We start from the raw sequence: 21,949 nt of genomic DNA on the forward strand, positions 1-21,949 counted from the left end.
CTACACCCGACGCAGCAGGCGGGCGGCCTCGACGGCCCAGTACGTCAGCACGACGTCGGCGCCGGCGCGCCGGATCGAGGTGAGGATCTCGAGGATCGCCCGCTCCCGCTCGATCCAGCCCTGGGCGGCCGCCGCCTCGACCATGGAGTATTCGCCGGAGACGTTGTATGCAGCGACCGGAACCTGCACCGCGTCCTTCACCCGGCGTACGACGTCGAGGTATCCCAACGCCGGCTTGACGATCAGCATGTCGGCGCCCTCGGCGACATCGAGCGCGGCCTCGCGCAACGCCTCGACGGCGTTGGCCGGATCCTGCTGGTAGGTCTTGCGGTCACCCTGCAGGCTCGACTCGACGGCATCGCGGAACGGGCCGAAGAACGCCGAGGCGTACTTCGCGGTGTAGGCCAGCACGCCGACGTCTGTGTGGCCGGCGTCGTCGAGAGCAGAACGGATCGCGCCGACCTGGCCGTCCATCATGCCGCTCGGACCCACCAGGTGGACCCCGGCGGCGGCCTGGGCAAGAGCCATCTCGGCGTAGCGTTCGAGGGTGGCGTCGTTGTCGACCTGACCGTCCGGCGTGAGCACCCCGCAGTGGCCGTGGTCGGTGAACTCATCGAGGCAGAGGTCGGCCATCACGACGGTGGCGCCACCCACCTCGGCTGCGAGCTCGCGGATCGCGACGTTGAGGATGCCGCTCGGGTCGGTCGCGCCGCTGCCGATGGCGTCCTTGCGTTCGGGAACGGCAAACAGCATCAGCCCACCGACGCCGGCTTCGACCGCCTCGACGGCGGTCTTGCGCAGAGTGTCGAGCGTGTGTTGAACGACGCCCGGCATCGACGGGATCGGCATCGGTTCGACCGCACCCTCACGGACGAAGAGCGGCAGGATCAGCGACCGCGGATCGACGTCGGTCTCGGCGACCAGCCGACGCATCGCGGGGGTCGTACGAAGCCGCCGCGGACGGATCTCGGGGAATCCCATACCTACGAGGCTAGCGCCCGTCTGTTTCGTCCAATGTGTCAGACGTCGGCCCGCAAATGACCACGCGGCCCATGCCTGTGGCAACCGGAGAGGCATCGACACCGCGCCCGGGTTCCACAGGCATGGGCAGCGTGGTCATTTGCGGCGATAGCGGGCGCGTTGTCCCGGCCCAGACAAGCTCTGCTCGTCTTCGTCCGAGCCGAGCCGGGCCGCGCCGGGCCGGGCCGCGCCGCGCCGCGCCGAGCCGGGTCGCGCCGCTACGTGCACTACTTGGGCCGGCGGCGGGCTCCGGACTTGCGCTCGGACGGCTTCGTCACCGGGTCACCGGCCTCGATCTGCGCCGCTCGGCGCGCGGCACCGAACTCCGCAAGCGCCTCGGCCAGAGCCTCGATCGACGGCTGTTCCGGCTTCACATCGACCCGGAGGCCGTGTTCGCCGGCCGTCGCCGCGGTCTGCGAGCCGATCGCCGCGATCACCGTGGTGGCGTGCGGCTTGCCGGCGATGCCGACCAGGTTGCGTACCGTCGAGCTCGACGTGAACGCCACCGCGTCGAACTTCCCGGTCTTGATCGCCTCCCGGATCGGTGCCGGCGGAGGCGCCGCACGCACAGTCCGGTACGCCGTCACGTCGTCGACTTCCCAGCCCAGCTCGACCAGGCCCGCGACCAACGTCTCGGTCGCGATGTCGGCCCGCGGCAGGAAGACCCGGTTGATCGGGTCGAGCACCCGGTCGTAGGGCGGCCACTCCTCGACCAGCCCACGGGCTGAGTGCTCGCCAGTCGGCACCAGGTCGGGCTTGATGCCCCACGCCTGGATCGACTCGGCGGTCTTGTCCCCCACCGCGGCGATCTTCAGGCCGGCGAACGCCCGGGCGTCCAGGCCGTACTCCTCGAACTTCTCCCGCACCGCGCGGACGGCGTTGACCGACGTGAACGCCACCCACTGGTAGCGACCCGTGACGAGTCCGGTGATGGCGCGGTCGAGCTGCTGCGGATTGCGCGGCGGCTCCACGGAGATGGTCGGCACTTCCTCGGGCACCGCGCCGTACTGGCGGAGCAGCTTCGACAACACGCCGGCCTGCTCGCGTGTGCGCGGCACCAGCACCCGCCACCCGAACAGCGGCTTCGTCTCGAACCACGACAGCTTGTCGCGAAGCGCCACCGCCGAGCCAACCACCATGACGAACGGACCGACCAACCGGGACGCCTTCACCTCTGACGCGAGGGTCTCCAGGGTCGCCTCGACGGTCCGCTGGTCCGTCGTCGTACCGCTCGTCGTCACCGACACCGGCGTCGACGCGTCGCGGCCGGCTTTCATCAGCAGCCCGGCGATGTCCTTGAGTCCCTCGGTGACTCCGGTGAGGACCAATGTCGCCGAGCCCTCCGCGAACAGCTCCCAGTCCGGCTCGCCGGCCGTGACGTCGACGACCCGTGCCTCCCGGACCTTCGCCGTCGTGAGCGGCGTGCCCGCATAGGTGGGTACGGCAGTCGCGATCGGCAGGCCCGGCGTCACCTCGAACGGCACATGATGGCGTACGAACGCCGCCACGTGCTCGGCCGCGTGCCCGTCGAGAAACGGGTCACCGGCGTACATGCGTACGACGTGCTTGCCGTCCTTGGCGTGTTTGGCCAGCACGCGGCCGGCCTCCGCCGGAGTCACGGCGTGCTCGGTCAGCTCGATGCGTTCGGCGTCGGAGCTGACATGAGCCGTGACAAGCGCGTCAAGCGCTTCCAGCTCACCAGCGACGACATCCGCCCGCCCGAGCAGCTCCTTGGCCCGCCCAGTGACGAGCGCCGGATCACCCGGCCCGACACCTACGAACGACACCGAGCCCTGGCCCTGCTTGCCCACCGGATCGACCCCCTGGGCCCTCTGAGTTTTCTTTGTGGTCTGCTTCTTCGCGGTCACGTGACGCGTTCCTCGATCAAACGGTTGGCACCCTCGGTGAGCAGAGCGGCCGCAAGGGCACGCCCGAGCTCCTCCGCTTCTTCCCGAGGCCCCGATGTGGACAGTCGGACGGTTGCGGAGCCGTCGACGGCCGCCACGACGGCGTGGAGGGAGAGGTTGTCTCCGTCCGCCCCGGCGATGGTGTCGGCGAATGCTCCCATGGGCGCGCTGCAGCCCGCACCCAGTGCTGCCAGCACTGCGCGCTCGGCCGTCACCGCGGCCCGGGTGCGCGGGTCGTCGAGACCGGCGAGGACGCGCACCACATCCTCGTCGGCGTTCCGGCACTCGACCGCGAGTGCGCCCTGCCCGGGGGCCGGGACGAACTCGGTCGGGTCGAACGTTTCGGTGATCTCGTGGGCGCGGCCGAGCCGGGTGAGACCGGCGCGAGCGAGAACGACGGCGTCGAGCTCGCCACTACGTACCTTGCCGATCCGGGTGTCGACGTTCCCCCGGATCTCCACCAGCTCGAGGTCATCCTTGCCGCTCGATCGGAGCAGGGCGAGGCGGCGGGGCGAGCCGGTGCCGACGCGGGCACCAGGCGGCAGTGTCGCGAGCGTCAGCCCGTCGCGCGCGACGAGTGCGTCACGGGGGTCTTCCCGGGTGGGTACGGCGGCCATCGCGATCTCGCCGATCGACTGCGTCGGCAGGTCCTTCAGCGAGTGGACGGCGACGTCGATCTCGCCCCGCAGCAGCGCATCGCGCAGGGCGCCGACGAAGACACCCTGACCGCCGATCCGGCTGAGCAGGCTCGTGCGATCGCGGTCGCCGTCGGTGGTGACCTCCACCAGCGTCGCGGCGACACCCGTCCGCTCCAACGCGGCTGCGATCGTGCGGGTCTGCGCCAGCGCCAGCGCGCTGCGCCGGGTCCCGATCCGGAGGGCCGTCATGGCGTCCCCTGCTCGTCCTGGGACGCGCCTGCCTCGACCGACGCGGCGGTCCCGGCGGGCGCGGCCGCCTCAGCAGACGCAGCGGTCCCGGCAGAGGTGGCGGTCCCGGCAGACGCTGAGTGCTCGGTGACCTCGGCCGGCTCGACCGGCTCCGCACTGGTGAACGCCTCCACGGCTGCGGAGTCGAGGGCGAAGAGCTCCCGCAGCGCCTCGGTGTAGGACGTCTCGACCGTACGCTCGGCGAGTTCCTTCACCCGGATCGTCGGGACGTGCAGGAGCTTGTCGACCACTCGGCGTACGGCCCAGGCGACCTCGGAACGCGCGGTGTCGTCGAGGTCGGGCATCCGCAGCGCCAGCCGCCGCAGCTCGCTCTCGACCACGTCCGCGGCCATGCTCCGCAACGCCACGACAGTGGGTGTGACCGCCGTCGCGCGCCGGTTCGTGACGAACTCCGCGACCTCGGCCGCGACGATCGCGCGTACGGCATCGACGTCAACGGGGCTTCCGGCTCCCGCCTGCGTACCGGCGAGGCCGGCCAGGTCGACGAGCGTGACCCCGGGCAGGTCGGCGACGGCGGGCTCGACGTCGCGCGGCATCGCAAGGTCGCACACGACAAGAGGCCGTCCTGGCCGCTCCGCGAGTGCGGCGCGGAGCGCGTCGGCGGGCAGCACCGTGCCCACCGCTCCGGTGCAGGAGACCACGATGTCGGCGGCCGCGAGCTCGGCGGCGATCTCACCCATGCCGACCGCCTGGCCCGCGACGTTGCCGGCGAGCCGATGGGCGCGTTCGGGGGTACGGTTGGCGACCACGACGCGAGCGTCGTAGTCGCGATAGAGCGTGGTCGCCGCCAACGCGGCCATCGAACCGGCACCGACCACCAGCGCCCGGCGCCGGCTGAGATCCGCGAGCACCTGGGCGGCCTGGTCGAGCGCCGCGGTCACCACGGACCGCCCCGCCCGGCCGAGGTCGGTCTCGGTCTGCGCACGCTTGCCCACGCGGAGGGCGTGCTGGAAGACGGTGTTCAGGGTCGAGCCGATCGTCTCGGCATCCTGCGCGGAGCGCAGCGCGGCCTTCACCTGGCCGAGGATCTGAGTCTCGCCGACCACCATCGAGTCCAGCCCGCACACGACGGAGAACAGGTGGCTGACCGCACCGTCCTCATAACGTACGTACAGGTGGGGGGTGAGGTCAGCGGCCGACAGGTCCGCGTGCCGGGCGAGGAGCTCCGCCAGCTCCTCCACGCCACCGTGGAACCGCTCGACCTCGGCGTAGACCTCGATCCGGTTGCAGGTGGACAGCACCGCCGCCGCGGCGATGTGCTGACACGCGACCGCGTCGGCGAGGAGCTTGTCGAGCAGCTCCGGCGCCGGGACCACCCGTTCCAGGAGGGCTACGGGTGTGCTCCGGTGGGAGAGGCCGACGACAAGGATGCTCATGGGATGAGGGGTCCCCTCTCGGCAGAGAGTTCGTTCTCGGGCGGTTGTTCGTTGTCCCCCGTACGTTTACCGGTTGCCGCGAGGCCGGTCGTTGCGTCGGTCGGCAGAGTGGAGCGTTCGGCAGCGGACACACCCTGGCTGGGGGCCCGCCCGTTGTCCAGCGGTACGCCGTCGATCCGCGCGAGGCGTCCCGGCGTCGACAGGGCCTTGCGTTGCTCGTGGTAGGCGAGGATCTGCAGCTCGGTGGACAGGTCGACCTTGCGTACGTCCACACCGGGCGGGACGGTGAGCACCGTCGGTGCGAAGTTGAGCACGCTCGTGATCCCCGCCGCGACCATCCGGTCGCACACCTCCTGGGCCGCGGTGGCCGGCGTGGCGATCACGCCGATCGCGACGCCGTAGTCCTGGACGACCGACTCCAGCTCGTTGTACGCCTTGACGACGTGCTCGCCGATCCGCTCTCCCACCCGCGCGGGGTCCGCGTCGAGCAGTCCGACGATCCCGAACCCACGGGAGGCGAAGCCTGAGTAGTTGGCGAGGGCGTGACCGAGGTTCCCGATCCCGACGATCACGACCGGCCAGTCCTGGGTGAGCCCGATCTCGCGGGCGATCTGGTAGCGGAGGTACTCCACGTCGTACCCCACCCCGCGAGTGCCGTACGAACCCAGGTAGGAAAGGTCCTTGCGCAGCTTCGCGGAGTTGACGCCGGCGGCCCGGGCGAGCTCCTCACTGGATGCGGTCGCGATGCCACGGTCGGCGAGTGCGGTGAGGGCGCGCAGGTAGACCGGAAGCCGGGCGACGGTTGCATCGGGTATCCCACGGCTCGGGCGGGCCCCGGTGCCGTGTGGACGAGGGGGACGAGGCGAACTCACTTCACTCCTGTGGTCGGCGGGCGCCGCGACGACGGGGCGACGCCCCGGCTGATCGGGACTGCCCCGGCCGGCGCCAGCCCGATTGCACTGCCCAGCCTAGGACTTTGTGAACGTGCGAACAAAATCGAGCGCGCGGGCTAGCTGATGCTCGAGGAGCATGGGTTCATGATCAGGAGGCAGAAATGGGGGTTTTCCGGGACGGAAGGCCCCCATTTCTGCCTGTTGATCATGAACCGGCCTCCGTAACGACGACTGCCGCGACCATGGTCAACAGAGGTCGGGCCAAGCCGAGGTCAGAGGCCGAGGCCAGCCGAGGTCAGAGATCGAGCCCAGCCGAGGTCAGAGATCGAGCCCAGCCGACGTCAGAGATCGAGCCCAGCCGACGTCAGAGATCGAGCCCAGCCGACGTCAGAGATCGAGCCCAGCCGAGGTCAGGCGAGTGCGGCGCGGAGTCGGGCCTCGTCGACGCGCCAGAAGTCGTGCTGGCGGCCGTCGACGAGGGTGACGGGAATTTGCTCCCACCAGCGCTGGTAGAGCTCGTCGTCGCTGGTGATGTCGATCTCCGCCCAGTCCACACCGAGATCGCCACACACAGCCTCGATCGTGGCCCGCGCATCGTCGCACAGGTGACAGCCCGCCTTGGTATAGAGCGTCACTCTCGCCACTAGGTCGTCCGTTCCATGCCGTCGCCTGTTCCTGCCTGGCGCCCGTCCCAGCCTGGCGCCCGCTCCGCCTGCAGCCCGTTCCACCTGCAGCCCGTTCCACCTGCAGCCCGTTCCACCTGCAGCCCGTTCCACCTGCAGCCCGTTCCACCTGCAGCCCGCTCCGCCTGCAGCCCGCTCCGCCTGCAGCCCGTTCCACCTGACGCCCGTTCCAGCCTGCCAGGTCATGCCGGGGTCGCCCCGTTCCGGCGACCGGCGTCGAGACCGTGCTCAGGCCTCAGCCGACGCTGGTCCCCCGTGGGCGGCGTCGTCCGGACCCGCTGCCTCCGCCCCCATATCGGGGCGTTCCGGATCGGGGCGTTCCGAAGCCGGCTGGACGAACCGCAGCCGCGCCTTCGCCACGGTGCCGGACACCGATCTCGGCAGCGCGTCCACCACCGCGACAACGCTGGGCCGCTTGAACCGCGCCAGCCGGCTGTCGCAATAGGTGAGTACCTCCTCCGGCGTGACCTGGCGGCCCACCCGAGGCACGACGTACGCCTTCACCGCCTCACCGGTCAACGGGTCGGGCATCCCGACGACGGCCGCCTCGGCGACGCTGTCGAGTTCGACGATGACGTCCTCGACCTCGCGGGGATAGACGCTGAACCCGGAGACGGTGATGAGCTCCTTCAGCCGGTCGACCAGCACGAGGTCGCCATCGGGATCGAGATAGCCGACGTCGCCGGTGGCGAACCAGCCCTTCTCACCCGGTGCACCGGCACCGTCGGGCCAGTAGCCGGAGAAGAGGTTGTCACCGCGTACCAGGATCTCGCCGGGTTCGCCGGGCTCGACGTCGTTGCCCGCGTCGTCGACGATCCGCAGCTCGATTCCCGGTAGTGGGGCGCCGACCGACCCGGGTTTCACTCCGGCCGCAGCGCCGGCTCCGGCCGAACACAGCGTGCTCGTCACCGTCGGCGCCGCCTCCGTCAGGCCGTAGCCCTCCTGGACGACCAGCCGGGTTCTTTCCTCGATGTCATGGCGTACGGACGGAGCAAGGGGCGCGGCGCCCGACACCACCAGGCGTACGCCGGCGAGTCGTCCGGCCAGGTCCTCCTGGCGGGCCCAGCTGGCCAGCACCTGCGGCACCACCGGAAGCTGGGTGATCTTCTCCTGGGCAATGAGGTCGAGGGTGGCCGCGGGATCGAACCGGTCGACGAGGACGAGCGTCGCTCCGGCATGTGCCACCAGTCCGAGCACGCCGTTGAGTCCGTAGACGTGACAGAGCGGCATCAGCCCGAGAACCACGTCCTCGTGGCGCATCGGCGGCGGTTCGATCGCGGCGATCTGGTCGAGGTTGGCGCGTAGGGCGCGATGGGTGAGCATGACAGCCCGGGGCGCCCCGGTCGTACCCGACGTGAACAGCACGACGGCGAGGGTCTCCGGGTCTGCGGGCGGCACGACCGGCGCGCTCGACGCGGAGGCGAGAAGCTCGTCGTAGTGGCGCTCGCCCGCCTCGGCGGGGGTACCGACAGGGACCACCAACGTCGGGTCCGCGTCGTGGGCAGGATCGCGGTCACGCACCGCTGTGCGGACGGCGGCGATGCTGGTCGCGTCGGTCAGCACCATGCGGGCTCGCACCGAGGTGAGCGCGGCGGACACCTCGTCGGCGCCGCTGGTCGGGTCGATCGGGACAGCGACCAGGCCCGCTCTCAACGCACCGAAGTAGGCGGAGACGAACTCCACGGAATTGACGAGGGCCAGCGCGACCCGGAACCCGGCGACCAGACCAGCGCCGGTGAGCGCGGCCGCGGCAGCGTCGACGGCGGCGTCGAGCTCGGCCCAGGTCATCCGCCGGGCCCCGCAGACGAGGGCGACCCGATCGGGGTGAGCTTCGGCTGACTGCCAGACCAGCGCGGCGAGGTTGGTCACCGACGTGCCCCCGTCGTGAAGTGCCCGGCCGCCTCGCCGGGCAGGACTTCCCCACTCGCGGGCTCCCACATGGTTACCGCCGCTGTCAGGCAGCCTCGGTGGGCTCGTTCCGATACCACGTCGGCGAGTCTGGCATACATCGAACGGCCGTGCGGGACCATGCCGGGCGGACCGAGGCGGACCGAGGCGGACCGGACCTGCGACGCCGCGACTGACCGAGGCCGAACGGCCGACGTCGCCGACGCCGGACCGCCGACGTCGCCGTGGCCGGCCGACGCGGAGCCGGCCGACATCGCGGAGCCGGACGCTCTAAGCTCAGTCCACATGACGCCCGCGGAGGATGCGCGCAACGCCTCGTCCACCGGCCCTACAGACCTGCCCGGTTCGCAGCCACCTGGGCCCAAGTCACCCAGTTCGAAGCCAGCCAGGTCCGGCAAGACACGCAGGTCCACGTCAGCCGGGTCCACGTCACCGGAGTCATCCAGCTCTGAGGGGCTGGTCCAGCCGCTGAACGAGCCACCTGCCGGCGCGGCGTTCTTCGATGTGGACAACACGTTGATGCGCGGGGCGTCACTGTTCTATCTCGCCCGCGGACTGCACACGCGCCGGTTCTTCTCTACCCGCGAGATCCTCACCGCCGGCTGGCAACAACTGCGGTTCCGGGTCGTGGGATCGGAGGATCCCGACCACATGCAGCGCGTCCGCGAGCAGGCGTTGGCGTTCATCGCCGGGTGGCCGGTCGCGGAGCTTCTCGAGCTCGGCGCCGAGATCTTCGACGAGGGACTGGCGACAAAGGTCTGGCCCGGCACGGCCGCACTCGCCCAGCGTCACCTCGACCACGGCGAACCGGTCTGGCTGGTGACCGCCGCGCCGGTAGAGATCGCGCAGCTCATCGCCGACCGGCTCGGCCTGACCGGCGCGTTGGGCACCGTGGCGGAGTCGGTCGACGGTCTCTACACCGGCCGGTTGGTCGGTGACCTCATGCACGGGTCAGCCAAGGCCGACGCGGTCCGCGCGCTCGCCGAGGAGAAAGGCCTTGACCTCAGCCGCTGCTCGGCGTACTCCGACTCGGCCAACGACGTGCCCATGCTGTCGCTGGTGGGCACGCCGTACGCCATCAACCCCGACCGGCGACTCCGAAAGCACGCCCGCGCCCGCGGCTGGCGGATCCGGGACTTCCGGAGGGCTCGTCGCGCTGCCAGGGCCGGGCTCGTCGCCGCCGCACTCGCCGGCGCCATCGGCGGAGCCGCTGCGGCTGCGGCGGCACTGAAACGCGGCAGCGTGCGTCGTACGGGAGGAAGAAGCCGCTCAGACCGCCGAACTACCTCCCGAGGGTGATCGTGCATTACAGAATGTTCCCGTCACGCCGGAACTTCCCTACGATGCGTGGTGGCAGGAACGGGTTCCGGCGAGCGGAGCTCGTGGGGGGTTTGAACGAACGCTGCGTAGGCCGAAACTTTCCCTGCTCGGGGGGCGGGAGCACACACTGATGCCGCACACCGAACGACCGACTCGTGCCGATCGAGCGGGTGTCGCCGAGCTTCTCGCACTCGTCCGCACGGTGCTGGCAGAGACGCTGGACCCGGGCCTGCGCCCGGTGCCCGTCCCCGCCGCGGAGGGCTCGTCCGCCGCAGGTCGGTCGAGCGCGCTCAGGTGGGCATCCTCCTCCTCGTCGTACGCCCCCGGCGACCACGGCTGGATGCTGCAGGCCTCCCATGGCGAGGCGGCGAAGGCGCGCACCCGGCGGGGCCAGCTGGCTTTCCAGCGTTCCGGCGTACGTGACGCGGGTGCACGCGAGGCGGAGGAGAACGCCCACACCACGCGGATGATCGCTCTCGTCGAGCTCGCCAAGAAGGGCGACGCGGAGGCGTTCGGGCAGCTCTACGACCACTACCTCTCCACCGTCTACCGCTACATCTACTACCGCGTCGGCACCCACGCGCTCGCCGAGGACCTCACCAGCGAGACCTTCCTGCGGGCTCTGCGCGCCCTGTCGTCCTTCCGCTGGCAGGGCCGCGACTTCGGCGCCTGGCTGGTCACGATCGCCCGCAACCTCGTCACCGACCACTACAAGTCCGGGCGGTTCCGGCTCGAGGTCGCGACCGGCGAGATCCTCGACTACGACTCCGCCGCCGACGGCCCCGAAGACGACGTTCTCTCCCGACTCACCAACGAAGCGCTCGTCCAGGCGCTCAAAAAGCTGGGTGCCGACCAGCAGGAGTGTCTGGTCCTGCGGTTCCTCAACGGGCTGTCGGTGGCGGAGACCGCGCAGGTGCTGGCCAAGAGCGAGGGCGCCGTCAAACAACTCCAGCTGCGTGCGGTCCGTAACCTCGCCAAGCTGCTTCCCGAGGGCATCCGATGACCGGCCACCGAGAACAGGTTGTGAACATATGCACACGATGCGTATCAGGTCGTAACTCTCGAGGCCGCTGCTCGTTGAGCGAGATGTCCGGAACGTCTGAGGTGCGAAGTGTTGAGATCGCCCTCTCAACGCTTCAACCTCTGCTCCGAGGAGACCCCCGATGACCTCTCTCCTGGCCACTCGCCGGCGAGCTGAGGCATTCGCGCGCCTCGTCGAGGGGTCGAGGCGCTCTCATGACCCCAACGTCGCCCCGCTCCTCGAGCTGGTGGCGATGTTGCGGCCGGCGGGAGTCCAGCCTTCGGAGGGCTTTCGTACCTCATTGCGGGACCGACTGCTCGCCGTGGCGGCCGAACGCCCTCAGGATGCGATGCCGGACGCCCTGCCCATCCCTGCCGCCCGGTCTGCGGTACGCACGCCCACCCGCCTGCGGGTGGTGGCGGTGGCCGTATCGGTCGCCCTGGCCGGGGGCATGGTGGGTACTGCCGCGGCCGCCCGCCACGCGTTGCCGGGCGAGTTCCTCTACACCCTCAAGCGCGGACTGGAGCAGAGCGAGGCGGCGGTCACGACCAACTCCGAGTCCCGCGGCAGGCAGTACCTCGGCCAGGCCACCACGCGGCTGACCGAGATCTCCAGCCTCACCGACCAGTCCGTACGCCCCGGCGACACCGACCGCCTCGCACTGAGCCAGTCGACCCTGGACGACTTCGCCCATGACGCCCGCCAGGGCGGCAACCTCCTGGTCGAAGCCTCTCAGCTGAACGACAGCCCAGAGCCGCTCGTCCGGCTCCGCGAGTTCGTGGCCGCCTCCCGGCCGCAGCTCGAACTCATCCGTGAGGCGCTACCCGCTGAGGCCGGTGCCGCATATTCCGACGCGCTGGCCGTCCTGGACCAGCTCGACCAGCGGGCGCTCGAGCTCTGCCCGCAGTGCAAACCCGGCGCGGATGATCCTGACGGCGTGCTCGGCAGGCCGGCCGGCGGAGGTTCGACCGACACCGGGCCGGCCGGCGGCGACACCGACTCGACGCCGGACGACACCGCCACAGCGTCGACGGAGCCTGGCTCCACCGCAACGGGTGAGCCAGCTCCAGAACCGACCAGGGCCAACCGACACTGGTTGCAGTTGCCACTTCCGTGGCCGATCGACCCGCGGCCGGGCCCGACCATCAGCGTCGGCCTGCCGGGACCACCGGCACCTGGCCAAGGAACCGAGGTCTTAGCGATACCGCTCCCGAATCCGACGTCGTTGCCGTTGCCGCTCCCTGCTGAGCAGCCACAGCCGGCGTCGTTGCCGTTGGAACTGCCTGCGGAGCCCGTGCGGACCGTGTCGCTGCCCTGGCTGCTGCCTGGCGGGATACCCGAGCCGCTGCTGCCCACCGGTGCGCCGCAGCCCGCGCCGACAGCGGATCCGAGTACGTCCGCGACGCCGACTCCAGGCCCCACTCCCACAAAACCGAACCCGACCGATTCGCCGACGCCGGGCCGGACCGAGCTGCCGTCCGAGGTGCCACCGATCCTGCCGTCCCCCGACGACGAGGAAACCCCCACGTCGGGAGGCAGCATCTTCGACGACCTGTTCGGCCCACTGCTGCCCGGCTGAGCCTGAGCGTTCCGGGCCGAGGGCCGGGCTGGGTCGGGGGCCGGGCTGGGTCGGACTCCGCCGGGTCAGAAGGCCTCTGGACGGTCGAGGAGCAATGCGTACAGCGTGTGCTGGATGGTTTCGCGTACCTGGTCGGTGAGGTCGAAGACCAGCATCGGGTCGTCGGCGGCCTCGGCGTCGTACCCATCGGTGGGGACGGGTTCGCCGAAGGCGATGATCCACTTGGACGGCAACGGCACCAGGCCCAGCGGGCCCAGCCACGGGAACGTCGGGGTGACCGGACAGTACGGGACGCCGAGCAGTCGGGCGAGCGGTTCGATGTTGCCGAGCATCGGGTAGGCCTCTTCGGCTCCGACGATCGAGCACGGCACGATCGGCACGCCGGACCGTAGCGCAGCCGCCACGAAGCCGCCGCGACCGAACCGCTGGAGTTTGTAGCGTTCGGAGAACGGCTTGCCGAGACCCTTGTAACCCTCGGGGAACACCGAGACGAGTTCGCCCGACCGCAGGAGCCGCTCCGCGTCCTCGGAGCACGCCAGCGTCGTCCCGCCCTTACGAGCGAGCTCGGAGATGAACGGCGTACGGAACACGAGGTCGGCACCGAGCATGCGGATGTGCCTGCGCGCCGGGTGGGTGTCGTGGACGGCGACGTGGGTCATGAGGCCGTCGAGAGGCAGTGTTCCCGAGTGGTTGGCGACGACGAGGGCACCGCCGACCGATGGGATGTTCTCGATGCCGCGGACCTCGGCGCGGAACCAGGTCTGGTACAGCGGCCGGAGGATGGCCAGGAGGACGTTCTCCGTGAGATCCGGGTCGAATCCCAGCTCGTCGACCTCGTAGTCGCCGGTCAGCCGGCGCCGGGCGAACTCCAGGCCGGACGAGACCTTGGCTTGCCAGTCGTCACCCAGAGCCCGGGCGGCCACGTCCTGGGCGAGCAGGCTCAGAGTCTCCGCGATGACACCGGACGCGGACCGCGATTCGCCACCGCCCGCGGAGTCCTGCGTGCCTGATCGGGACCGCCTGCCGTCGCCGTCACCATCGGAGTGGTGCGTCCTGATCGGGATAACCTTCGCCTCGGACGAGTCAGCCATGGCGTTGTGGTACCCCGTTTACTCGCTCCCGCACACCGAGGAACTCTGCGGCCTGCTCTTCGGCGTTCCGAATCCGCCGGGCGCTCAGCATGCCCGCCTCGTGCGCTGCGACGAAGGCGTTGAACGCCTCCGGCGTCGTGTAGGTGGGCTTGAAGCCCAGCTCCTCACGCATCCGCGTGGTGTCGACCCCCCGGCCGTAGGTGAGGTAGGACAACTGCTCGGGCGTGAAGTCGGCGACCCGGGCCGCCCGAAATGCCTGGCCGAAGGTCGCCACAGCGAACGCCGGAACCGGCGCCGACGGGCGTCCCATCCGCCGGATCGCCTGCGACAGCATGAGAATCCGGTCGCCGGCGACGTTGAAGGTGCCTGGTACGTCGCTGATGGTGGCGAGCCGCAGAGCCTCCAGCAGGTCGTCCTCGTGGACGAACTGCAGCCGCGCGTCGAACCCGAGCACGGTGGGAACGACCGGGAGGGTGAAGTAGCGGGTGATCGGGGTCCGCACGCGCGGGCCCACCACGTTGGCGAACCGCAGCATGCTCACGACGACGTCGGGCCGCCGCCGGGCGAACCCGCGCACGTAGCCCTCGACTTCCACCGCGTCCTTGGCGAATCCCGACCTTGGCAGGCCGCGGGGTTCCATGTCCTCGGTGAACATCGCCGGATCGTTGGGCGAGGCGCCGTAGACGGCGGTCGAGGACTTCACGACGACCTTGCGTACGGACGGCAGCCGCTGGCAGGCCGCCAGCAGCTGCATCGTTCCGATGACGTTGATCTCCTTCATCGTCGCCCGACCACCGGCGTGTGCCGGTGCGGCGAGGACGTTGAGATGAACCACCGTGTCGACGTCCTCGCGGGCGAGCACCCGCGAGACCACGGGACTGCGCAGGTCGACGCGGACGAACTCGGCCGTGCCCAGGTCATGCCTTGGGGGTACGACGTCGACGCCGAGCACGCGGTCGACCTCCGGGTCGGCGGCGAGCAGGCGCGCGAACCGGCTCCCGAGGTCGCGGGAGACACCAGTTACCAATACAACGCGCGCCATCTGCGCCTCACCCCGTGGTGGACAGGTTCGACCTTACGGTGCACGCGATCAATCCCTGCTGCGGCACGAAGAGTTGCTACTTCCCCAGACGCCTACGCTGGACGCGGGTCTTCTTGAGGAGCTTACGGTGCTTCTTCTTGGCCATTCGCTTGCGACGCTTCTTGATGACAGAACCCACGCGGAACCCTTTCGGATTGTTTCGTACCCCGACGATTGCGCACCCGAACGCAGGACTTCCGGACCGTTTCCGACCGGCGTATGCGGGAGGTGGACCGACGCGCCCTCACAGGGTACAGCTCACCGTCTGGCCGCTCCCCCGCGCTGCCTGGTGTCGACGTACGGCCCTGGCCCGTCCCGGCCGCGCCGCCGCCCGGGTCCTACGTCCTCACCCACCCCGGCCCGCCACCAACCCGTGATCATGATCGTGATCATGAAGGTCTTGCGGGTCCATCGCCGACTTTCCTTCATGATCATGGACCGGGCCCAGGGTCAGGTCGATGGCGCGGGTCAGGTCGATGGCGCGCAGGGCAGCGATGGTGCGGGTCAGGGGTGGTCGGCGTCGAGGCCGTGGAGGGGAAAGACCGCTCGTCGGGTCGTACGAATCGTCCGGTCGATCTCGTCGCCCGGGTCGTAGCCGGCGGACCAGTCGGAGTACGACGCGGACTCGCCGTCCGTCATCACCACGGGGGCGGTACGCCGGCACTCGACGGCCACCTGTTCTCGCCAGGTGGCTGGCGTCTCGGTCTTCGGATCGAGTGGACTCCCACCCGCGATGGCGAGCAGGTGGCTCCAGGTCCGCGGCACGACGTCGACCAGGGCGTACCCCCCACCGCCCGTCGCCACCCACCGACCCTCGCACAGCTCGTGCGCGAGTGCGTGCACCGCGAGAGCGGCGGCCCGCTGACCGTCGACCGACAGCGCGAGGTGGGCGAGCGGATCCAGCCGGTGGCTGTCGCAGCCATGCTGGCTCACGAGCACCGTCGGCGCGAACGCACGTAGCAGCGGCGGCACGACCGCGTGGAACGCCCGCAGCCAGCCGGCGTCATCCGTACCCCCTGGCAAGGCGACGTTGACAGCCGACCCTTCCGCGTCCGGACCGCCCGTCTCGGTGGGAAATCCGCTGAACCACGGGAACAGCGTCCGCGGCGTCTCGTGCAGGCTGATCGTGAGGACCCGGGGGTCGTCGTAGAACATCTCCTGTACGCCGTCGCCGTGGTGCACGTCGAGGTCGAGATAGGCGACCCGCGGACATCCGGCGTCCAGCAGCCACGCGATCGCCAGCGCAGGATCGTTGTAGACGCAGAACCCGCTGGCCGCGGCGGGCATCGCGTGATGCAGGCCGCCCGCGACGTTGACCGCGTGCAACGCCTCGCCGGTCCAGACAATCCGCGCCGCCTCGACACTCGCGCCGGCGATGTGGGCCGACGCCTCGTGCATTCCGGTGAACGTCGGGTTGTCCGACGTGCCGAGGCCCGCGTCCAGGTCTGTCAAGTCCGGGTTGACACTGCTGCGTCTGACTGCCTCGATGTACGCCGGTGCATGAACCCTGGCGAGCAGGTCCTCCGACGCGACAGGTGCGGCCACCCGCCTGAGCCCGTCGGCCCCTTCGCCGGCACCGTCGCCGCCTCCGGAGCTGCCCGGGCCGTGGATGAGTCCCAGCTCGCTCGACAAGGCGACGGTGAGCTTGACGCGGATCGGTGCGAGGGGATGCATGGGCCCGAAGTTGTAGGCCGTCAAGTCCTCGTCATAGACCAGTCGCGCGGATCCTGTCATGGTGTCCAGCCTGCCCCAGTACCCCGCCGGTGCGCGAGGTGACCCCGGTACTTCCGTGCGGGGTCAGGACTGTGCGGCGTCAGGGTTGCGCGGTGTCAGGCCAGGTGCGGGCGAGGAGTGCCGCACCGACAACGCCGGACTCGTCGCCAAGCTCCGCGGCCACGACCGTGGGCTTCCGCTGGAACGTCAGGCTCTCGCGCAGCGCGGCACGTACGGGCGCCAGGAGTTGCTCACCGGCGAGTGCGAGGCCACCGCCGACGACGACCGTGTCGGACCCGAAGACGGTCACCGCACTCGCCAGTGCTCCGGCGAGTGCGTGCGTGGCGTCGGCGACCACTGCGACGGCAGCGGGATCGCCGGCCGCGGCCCGGCGCATGACCGCCGCGGCCGACAGGTCTGCCGTCAAGGTTCGTTCCTGGTAGCGGCGTACAAGGGACGTCGCCGACGCGACCGTCGCCAGGCAGCCACGCTGCCCGCATCCGCACGCGTCACCATCGGGGTCGACGACGACATGTCCCAACTGGCCGGCGTACCCACCACCGCGAAGCAGGCGGCCGTCGGCCACCACGCCGGCACCGATGCCGGTACCGAGTGTCACCAGAAGCAGGTCGGAGCTGCGACGTCCGGCGCCGACCTGCCATTCGGCAAGGCAGGCGGAGCGTACGTCGTGGCCGAGCGTCACCGGTAGCCCGGTCCGCGCGGCGAGGAGGTCCCGCACCGGGGTGTCACGCCAGCCGAGGTTGGCGGCCAGGACGGCGACGCCGCGGGGTTCGTCGATGATCCCGGGTACGGCGACGCCGAGGCCACCGATCTGCTCATCCTGGCGCAGTGCCTCGACGATCTCGGCGACAGCGGACAGGACGGCTTCAGGGTCGCTGCGATCAGGTGTCGGACACCCGGCCCTGGCCAGGATCCGCCCGGCGTCGTCCACCAGCGCCGCCTTGATGCGCGTACCGCCGACGTCGACCCCAATGACCCCTTCGTACGAACCAACCACGCTCACGCCGGCCATCCTGCCGGCGGACGCCGACGCCGGCGACCCCGGAGGGCTCGGTCCGAGACAGCAGGCGGGCGGGACAGCAGGCGGGCGAAACGGCCACGGACGGGCGACCGCAGCGGGCGTGGTGGTCCGGGCGGGAAGGTCGTCGGTGGGTCCTATAGTCCGGGCTCATGGACCAGCCGCCGACGAGCCCCGCATCCCGCTATCCCCTGCTGCACGCCCCCCAGCGCTGGGCATGGGCGGGGCTCGACGCGCAGTTCTCCACGGAGTTGCCGCCCGACGGGCTGGTCCAGAGCATCCACATCGTCGGCTTCGTGGGCGAGATGGTCGTGGTGTGCCGGACGGACGGCGGCGACTGGTTCCTGCCCGGCGGCACCCGCGAACCCGGCGAGTCGGTCGTACAGACCGTCGACCGGGAGATCGCCGAGGAGGCGGGCGCGCGGCGGATCGGCGCGTTGCACTGGTTCGGCGCCCACCACTGCGTCGGTGACGGACCCGAGCCCTACCGGCCGCACCTGCCGCACCCGGAGAAGGCCTGGCTGTGGTGCCTGACCGAGGTGGTCCTCGACTCCTCGCCCACCAACCCACCCGACGGTGAGCATGTCGTGGAGGTACGCGCCGCGACCGTCTACGACGCGTCCGACCTGCTCCGCCGCAACGAGGACTGGTATCCCGAACTCCTCGCGCTGGCCTGCGAGATCCGCGCCGCGACGACGCGACCCTGCGATGACACTGACCTGTCGGAGATCCCTCGCCGAACGACGTAGAGCAGTCAAAGCACGCAGCCCACGGCCGGCTTCCGGCGAGCGTGATCAGCCAAGCGGGCGGCCAGCGTGATCAGCTTGATGAGCGAAGCGGGCGAACCATGTCGGCCTTGACGAGGCGTGGATCAGACGGGTGAGGAACCTGCTCGCCGGTACGCACGAAGCCGCAGCGCGCGTAGAGACGTTCGGCCGGAACATTGCCGTCGGTCACCCTGAGATGGACCCGTTCGGCGCCCTGGGTCCGCGCCCAGGCGAGAACCTCCTCGACCAGGGCGACACCGAGTCCGCGCCGCCGCGCACTCGGGCTCACCCACATGAAAACCAGGTCGACCGAGGCGGCCGAGTCCTCCCCCGACTCCGCTGCCTGGTCGACCCATCCGCCGCACAGGCCCACCAGGGTGCGGTCGGTCCCGGGGCGGTCGGCTCCGAACCTGGCGCCGAACATCGCGCTGCGGGCGGAGTCGCGCTCCAACCACCGCTGCCACTCGCGATCGGGCAGGGCCGCGGTCTGTTCGTACGTCGCACCGTACGCCGACGGCGCCTCACGCAGCGCCGTCAGGCGGATCTCCCGGAGTGCACGCCATTCATCGGGCAGCAGCCTGCGGATGATCACGTCGACCGGGTCTGCCCCGGCCGAGCTGGTCTCCAGGTTGGCCATGGCCGGCATCATGGCAGGAGGCAACCGAACCACGGCCACCGGATATTACGTACAGGCAACCACCAAATGTGGCGCTCACTGGAGTGGGCGGACCATCCCGATCACGGTCAGGCTCGGATCGGAGAGAAGTGGCTCCCGCTCACCGGTACGCACGAAACCGCAGCGCTCGTACAGCCGCAGCGCCGCAAGGTTCCCCTCGGTCACCCAGAGGTGAAGGCGATCGGCACCGACCGTACGTCCCCAGGCGAGGACCGGCTCCACCAGCACTTCGCCCACCCGGCGCCCTCGCGCGTTCGGACTCACCCACATCGACACGAGTTCCACAGTGTGCGCGGACGGGTCGTCGACGAATCCACCGCTCAGCCCGGCAAGTGAGCGGTCGGACCCGGCGAGGGCGGCGCCGAACGTCGCGCTCCGGTTGGACTCCGGTTCCAGCCGACCACGCCAGTCGCTCTCGGTGAAGGCTGCTTCCCTGGAGTACGTCGACCCGAATGCCGATGGCGACTCGCGCAGGGCCGCCAGGCGAATGTCCCGCAGCACGCGCCAGTCGTCGGGCGTCAGGCGGCGAACCCGCACCGCAGCCGCGCATGTCTCCGCGCGGTCGCCGGTCGCCGCGCCCACCTCCACCTCGGTCATGCGGGGCATCTTTCCAGCCGGGTTGGGGGCGAGCCATCGGTTATCGTGGGGACGTGCGTACGCCACGACTCCTTGGTTGGCGGGCCGCCCAGGGCGGCCCGATATCCGTGCGTACGTAAGAGATCTCGTCCACGGCCGCCCCTCGCGCGGGCGGCCGATCTGTCGTGTGTGACAGCGCTGATGACCCCGCGGGGGCGGCTCCCACTTTCCGAAGGAGCCTTCATGTCCATCACGACTGCGATGCCGACCGCCTCGCCCAGTACTTTCGTGTCTTCGAGCCTGCCCGCGACGCGCACCATCTTCTCCGGCATCAAACCGACCGGCCGACTGACGCTCGGCAACTACTACGGTGCGCTTCGCAGGTTCGTCGACGTCCAGAACGAGGCGAGATGCGTGTTCTCCATCGTCAACCTGCACGCGTTGACCGTCGAGCATGATCCGGAACGGCTCCGGCGGCTCACCTGTGAGGTCGCGACGCTCTTCCTCGCCGCCGGGCTCGATCCGCGGGCGTGCATCATCGTCCGGCAGAGTGACGTGCCGGCCCACACCGAGCTGGCGTACCTCCTCGAGTCGACGGTGTATGTCGGTGAGCTCACCCGGATGATCCAGTACAAGGAGAAGGGCCGTGGCCGGCCGATGACCCGCGCGTCGCTGCTCACCTATCCGGCACTGATGGCGGCGGACATCCTGCTCTACGGCAGCACCGAGGTACCCGTCGGCGACGACCAGACGCAGCATCTGGAGCTGACCCGGAACCTGGCCATGCGGTTCAACCGGACCTACGGCGAGGTGTTCGTCGTACCGGAGCTGAGTCGTGCGGTGGTGGCCGCGCGGGTGAGGGATCTGGCGACGCCGACCACCAAGATGAGCAAGGACGCCCCGGAGGAGTCGATGGGGACGATCCGGCTGCTCGACCCGCCGGATGTCGTACGGCGGAAGGTCATGCGCGCTGTCACTGACGCCGGCCGGGAGGTGCGGTACGACGTGGAGCGCCAGCCCGGTGTCGCGAACCTGCTCGACATCCTCGCGGCTTGCCGAGGCGGCACCGATCCGGCTGGCCTCGCGGGGGGATATTCGTCGTACGGCGCACTCAAACGCGAGGTCGCCGACGCGGTGGTGGCGGTGGTGGCGCCGCTGCAGGAGCGGTATGCCGAGCTGGCGGCCGATCCGGGGTACGTCGAGGAGACGCTGCGGCTCGGTGCCGAGCGAGCGCGGGCGATGGCCGCTCCGACGCTCGCCGCCGCCAAGGCCGCGATCGGGCTGTAGCCGCCAGCCGCCACGGGGTTGTTGGAGGTTCGTCGGGATCAGGCGACGAACCTCCAACAGCTCGCGGACGGGGCGGAGGCGGGGCCGGTCAGTCGGCTGCGGCGGCGAGTTCGCGGGCCCGGTCACGGGCGGCTTCGATCGCGTCGAGCACGGCCGCCCGCACCCGGTGGCTCTCGAGCTCGCGGATCGCGCTGATCGTCGTACCGCCGGGCGATGTCACGGCCTCCCGCAGCATCACCGGCGGGTCACCGGAGTCGCGCAGCATCACCGCCGCGCCGACTGCCGCCTGCACGATGAGGTCGTGCGCCACCTGGCGGGGCAGGCCGAGCAGGATGCCGGCGTCGGTCATCGCTTCGACGAGGTAGTAGAAGTACGCAGGACCCGAGCCAGAGAGGGCGGTGACGGCGTCCTGCTGCGACTCAGGTACCCGCAGCGTCTTGCCGAGCGGCTTCAGCATCTCCTCGGTGAGGGCGAGGTCGGCACCGGTTGCGTGCGAACCTGCCGAGATCGCGCTCATCGCCTCGTCGACCAGGGCCGGCGTGTTGGACATCACGCGGACGACCGGAGTCGCGTCCGGCAGGCGCCGCTCGAAGAACGACGTCGGCAGGCCCGCACAGATCGAGACGACAAGCTTGCCCGGCGGCACCTTGGGCCCGAGGTCGGCCATCAGGACCGCGGCATCCTGCGGCTTGACGGCGATCACGAGGACGTCGGCGGCGGAGACGGCCTCATCGTTGGCGACGATCCTTATGCCGTACTGCGTGGCCAGCTGGTCGGCCCGCTCCTGCCGGCGTACGGTCGCGACCAGAGCGGAAGCCGGCCAGCCCGCGCGCAGGAGTCCGGACAGGATCGTCTCGCCCATCTTTCCTGCGCCGATGACGGCGATCGTGTGCTGTCCCACACTCATGCTCTTCTCGTCCTCACTTCGTACATCTCGATCGTGGTTCGGTCGCCGATCGTGAGCCGCGCCCCGTGATCATGAAGGAAATTCGGCAGTATGACCCCCAAAGCTTCATGATCACGATCATGATCACGGGGAACGGCGGGTACTGCGGGGCACCATGA

General features: G+C 70.2%; 19 protein-coding genes and 1 pseudogene. 5 read left to right on the forward strand and 15 right to left on the reverse strand.

What is annotated here, in order from left to right; all coding sequences use genetic code 11:
- The 7 genes and pseudogenes from hemB to ABN028_RS13450 all read right to left on the reverse strand — a co-directional run bounded on the left by hemB (nt 1) and on the right by ABN028_RS13450 (nt 8,695).
- Entirely contained in the window at nt 1–981 is a 981-nt protein-coding gene (gene hemB, locus ABN028_RS13420) for a porphobilinogen synthase (protein WP_349696827.1), read from the reverse strand.
- 266 nt (nt 982–1,247) lie between these two features.
- Nucleotides 1,248–2,888: a bifunctional uroporphyrinogen-III C-methyltransferase/uroporphyrinogen-III synthase gene (locus ABN028_RS13425; RefSeq protein WP_502879180.1), complete on the reverse strand. Its 1,641-nt coding sequence runs from the start codon at nt 2,886–2,888 to the stop codon at nt 1,248–1,250.
- Nucleotides 2,885–3,814 carry a hydroxymethylbilane synthase gene (gene hemC / locus ABN028_RS13430; RefSeq protein WP_349696828.1) on the reverse strand — a complete coding sequence of 310 codons (930 nt, stop codon included), beginning with the start codon at nt 3,812–3,814 and terminating at the stop codon, nt 2,885–2,887. The genes ABN028_RS13425 and hemC overlap by 4 nt, the downstream gene beginning before the upstream one ends.
- Nucleotides 3,811–5,250 (reverse strand): glutamyl-tRNA reductase, encoded by a 1,440-nt coding sequence (locus ABN028_RS13435; RefSeq protein ID WP_349696829.1) that lies wholly within the window; start codon nt 5,248–5,250, stop codon nt 3,811–3,813. The genes hemC and ABN028_RS13435 overlap by 4 nt, the downstream gene beginning before the upstream one ends.
- Nucleotides 5,251–5,444: 194 nt before the next feature.
- Nucleotides 5,445–6,122: pseudogene (locus ABN028_RS13440) on the reverse strand (redox-sensing transcriptional repressor Rex); the annotation flags it as partial.
- Between the two features lie 431 nt (nt 6,123–6,553).
- Complete coding sequence (locus tag ABN028_RS13445; RefSeq protein WP_349330043.1) at nt 6,554–6,787, reverse strand: glutaredoxin family protein; 234 nt, start codon at nt 6,785–6,787, stop codon at nt 6,554–6,556.
- Between the two features lie 267 nt (nt 6,788–7,054).
- The gene (locus tag ABN028_RS13450; protein ID WP_349696830.1) at nt 7,055–8,695 is read right to left on the reverse strand and encodes an AMP-binding protein; all 1,641 of its coding nucleotides are present in this window, start codon (nt 8,693–8,695) and stop codon (nt 7,055–7,057) included.
- A gap of 324 nt (nt 8,696–9,019) precedes the next feature.
- Between ABN028_RS13450 and ABN028_RS13455 the strand changes: the two genes are divergently transcribed.
- The 3 genes from ABN028_RS13455 to ABN028_RS13465 all read left to right on the forward strand — a co-directional run bounded on the left by ABN028_RS13455 (nt 9,020) and on the right by ABN028_RS13465 (nt 12,654).
- Complete coding sequence (locus ABN028_RS13455; RefSeq protein ID WP_349696831.1) at nt 9,020–10,033, forward strand: HAD family hydrolase; 1,014 nt, start codon at nt 9,020–9,022, stop codon at nt 10,031–10,033.
- 151 nt (nt 10,034–10,184) lie between these two features.
- Nucleotides 10,185–11,057, forward strand: a complete 873-nt coding sequence (locus tag ABN028_RS13460; RefSeq protein ID WP_349330040.1) for an ECF subfamily RNA polymerase sigma factor, BldN family — start codon at nt 10,185–10,187, stop codon at nt 11,055–11,057.
- Nucleotides 11,058–11,217: 160 nt separating this feature from the next.
- Nucleotides 11,218–12,654: a DUF5667 domain-containing protein gene (locus ABN028_RS13465; RefSeq protein ID WP_349696832.1), complete on the forward strand. Its 1,437-nt coding sequence runs from the start codon at nt 11,218–11,220 to the stop codon at nt 12,652–12,654.
- Between the two features lie 65 nt (nt 12,655–12,719).
- Here the strand turns inward: ABN028_RS13465 and ABN028_RS13470 are convergent, their stop codons facing one another.
- From ABN028_RS13470 to ABN028_RS13490, 5 genes are all read right to left on the reverse strand, one after another.
- Entirely contained in the window at nt 12,720–13,745 is a 1,026-nt protein-coding gene (locus tag ABN028_RS13470; protein WP_349696833.1) for a lysophospholipid acyltransferase family protein, read from the reverse strand.
- Complete coding sequence (locus ABN028_RS13475; protein WP_349696834.1) at nt 13,738–14,787, reverse strand: NAD-dependent epimerase/dehydratase family protein; 1,050 nt, start codon at nt 14,785–14,787, stop codon at nt 13,738–13,740. The genes ABN028_RS13470 and ABN028_RS13475 overlap by 8 nt, the downstream gene beginning before the upstream one ends.
- A gap of 76 nt (nt 14,788–14,863) precedes the next feature.
- Nucleotides 14,864–14,965 carry a 30S ribosomal protein bS22 gene (locus tag ABN028_RS13480; RefSeq protein WP_081683056.1) on the reverse strand — a complete coding sequence of 34 codons (102 nt, stop codon included), beginning with the start codon at nt 14,963–14,965 and terminating at the stop codon, nt 14,864–14,866.
- Nucleotides 14,966–15,330: 365 nt separating this feature from the next.
- Entirely contained in the window at nt 15,331–16,560 is a 1,230-nt protein-coding gene (locus ABN028_RS13485) for an acetoin utilization protein AcuC (RefSeq protein WP_349696835.1), read from the reverse strand.
- Nucleotides 16,561–16,639: 79 nt separating this feature from the next.
- The gene (locus ABN028_RS13490; protein ID WP_349696836.1) at nt 16,640–17,563 is read right to left on the reverse strand and encodes an ROK family protein; all 924 of its coding nucleotides are present in this window, start codon (nt 17,561–17,563) and stop codon (nt 16,640–16,642) included.
- A gap of 167 nt (nt 17,564–17,730) precedes the next feature.
- Between ABN028_RS13490 and ABN028_RS13495 the strand changes: the two genes are divergently transcribed.
- A complete protein-coding gene (locus ABN028_RS13495) occupies nt 17,731–18,327 on the forward strand; it encodes an NUDIX domain-containing protein (protein ID WP_349696837.1) in 597 nt (198 codons plus the stop codon).
- A 70-nt stretch (nt 18,328–18,397) separates the two neighbouring features.
- On the opposite strand, the gene ABN028_RS13500 is transcribed toward ABN028_RS13495, so the two are convergent.
- Together ABN028_RS13500 and ABN028_RS13505 are read right to left on the reverse strand one after the other, a co-directional pair.
- Nucleotides 18,398–18,982 carry a GNAT family N-acetyltransferase gene (locus ABN028_RS13500; protein ID WP_349696838.1) on the reverse strand — a complete coding sequence of 195 codons (585 nt, stop codon included), beginning with the start codon at nt 18,980–18,982 and terminating at the stop codon, nt 18,398–18,400.
- A gap of 75 nt (nt 18,983–19,057) precedes the next feature.
- Entirely contained in the window at nt 19,058–19,618 is a 561-nt protein-coding gene (locus ABN028_RS13505; RefSeq protein ID WP_349696839.1) for a GNAT family N-acetyltransferase, read from the reverse strand.
- 222 nt (nt 19,619–19,840) lie between these two features.
- Between ABN028_RS13505 and trpS the strand changes: the two genes are divergently transcribed.
- Nucleotides 19,841–20,884 carry a tryptophan--tRNA ligase gene (gene trpS, locus ABN028_RS13510; RefSeq protein ID WP_349696840.1) on the forward strand — a complete coding sequence of 348 codons (1,044 nt, stop codon included), beginning with the start codon at nt 19,841–19,843 and terminating at the stop codon, nt 20,882–20,884.
- An 88-nt stretch (nt 20,885–20,972) separates the two neighbouring features.
- Here trpS and proC read toward each other — a convergent pair whose 3' ends face one another.
- Nucleotides 20,973–21,791, reverse strand: a complete 819-nt coding sequence (gene proC, locus ABN028_RS13515; protein WP_349330030.1) for a pyrroline-5-carboxylate reductase — start codon at nt 21,789–21,791, stop codon at nt 20,973–20,975.
- Nucleotides 21,792–21,949 lie beyond the last annotated feature (158 nt).

The sequence above is a fragment of the Actinopolymorpha sp. B17G11 genome, assembly GCF_040196095.1.
Lineage (GTDB): Bacteria > Actinomycetota > Actinomycetes > Propionibacteriales > Actinopolymorphaceae > Thermasporomyces.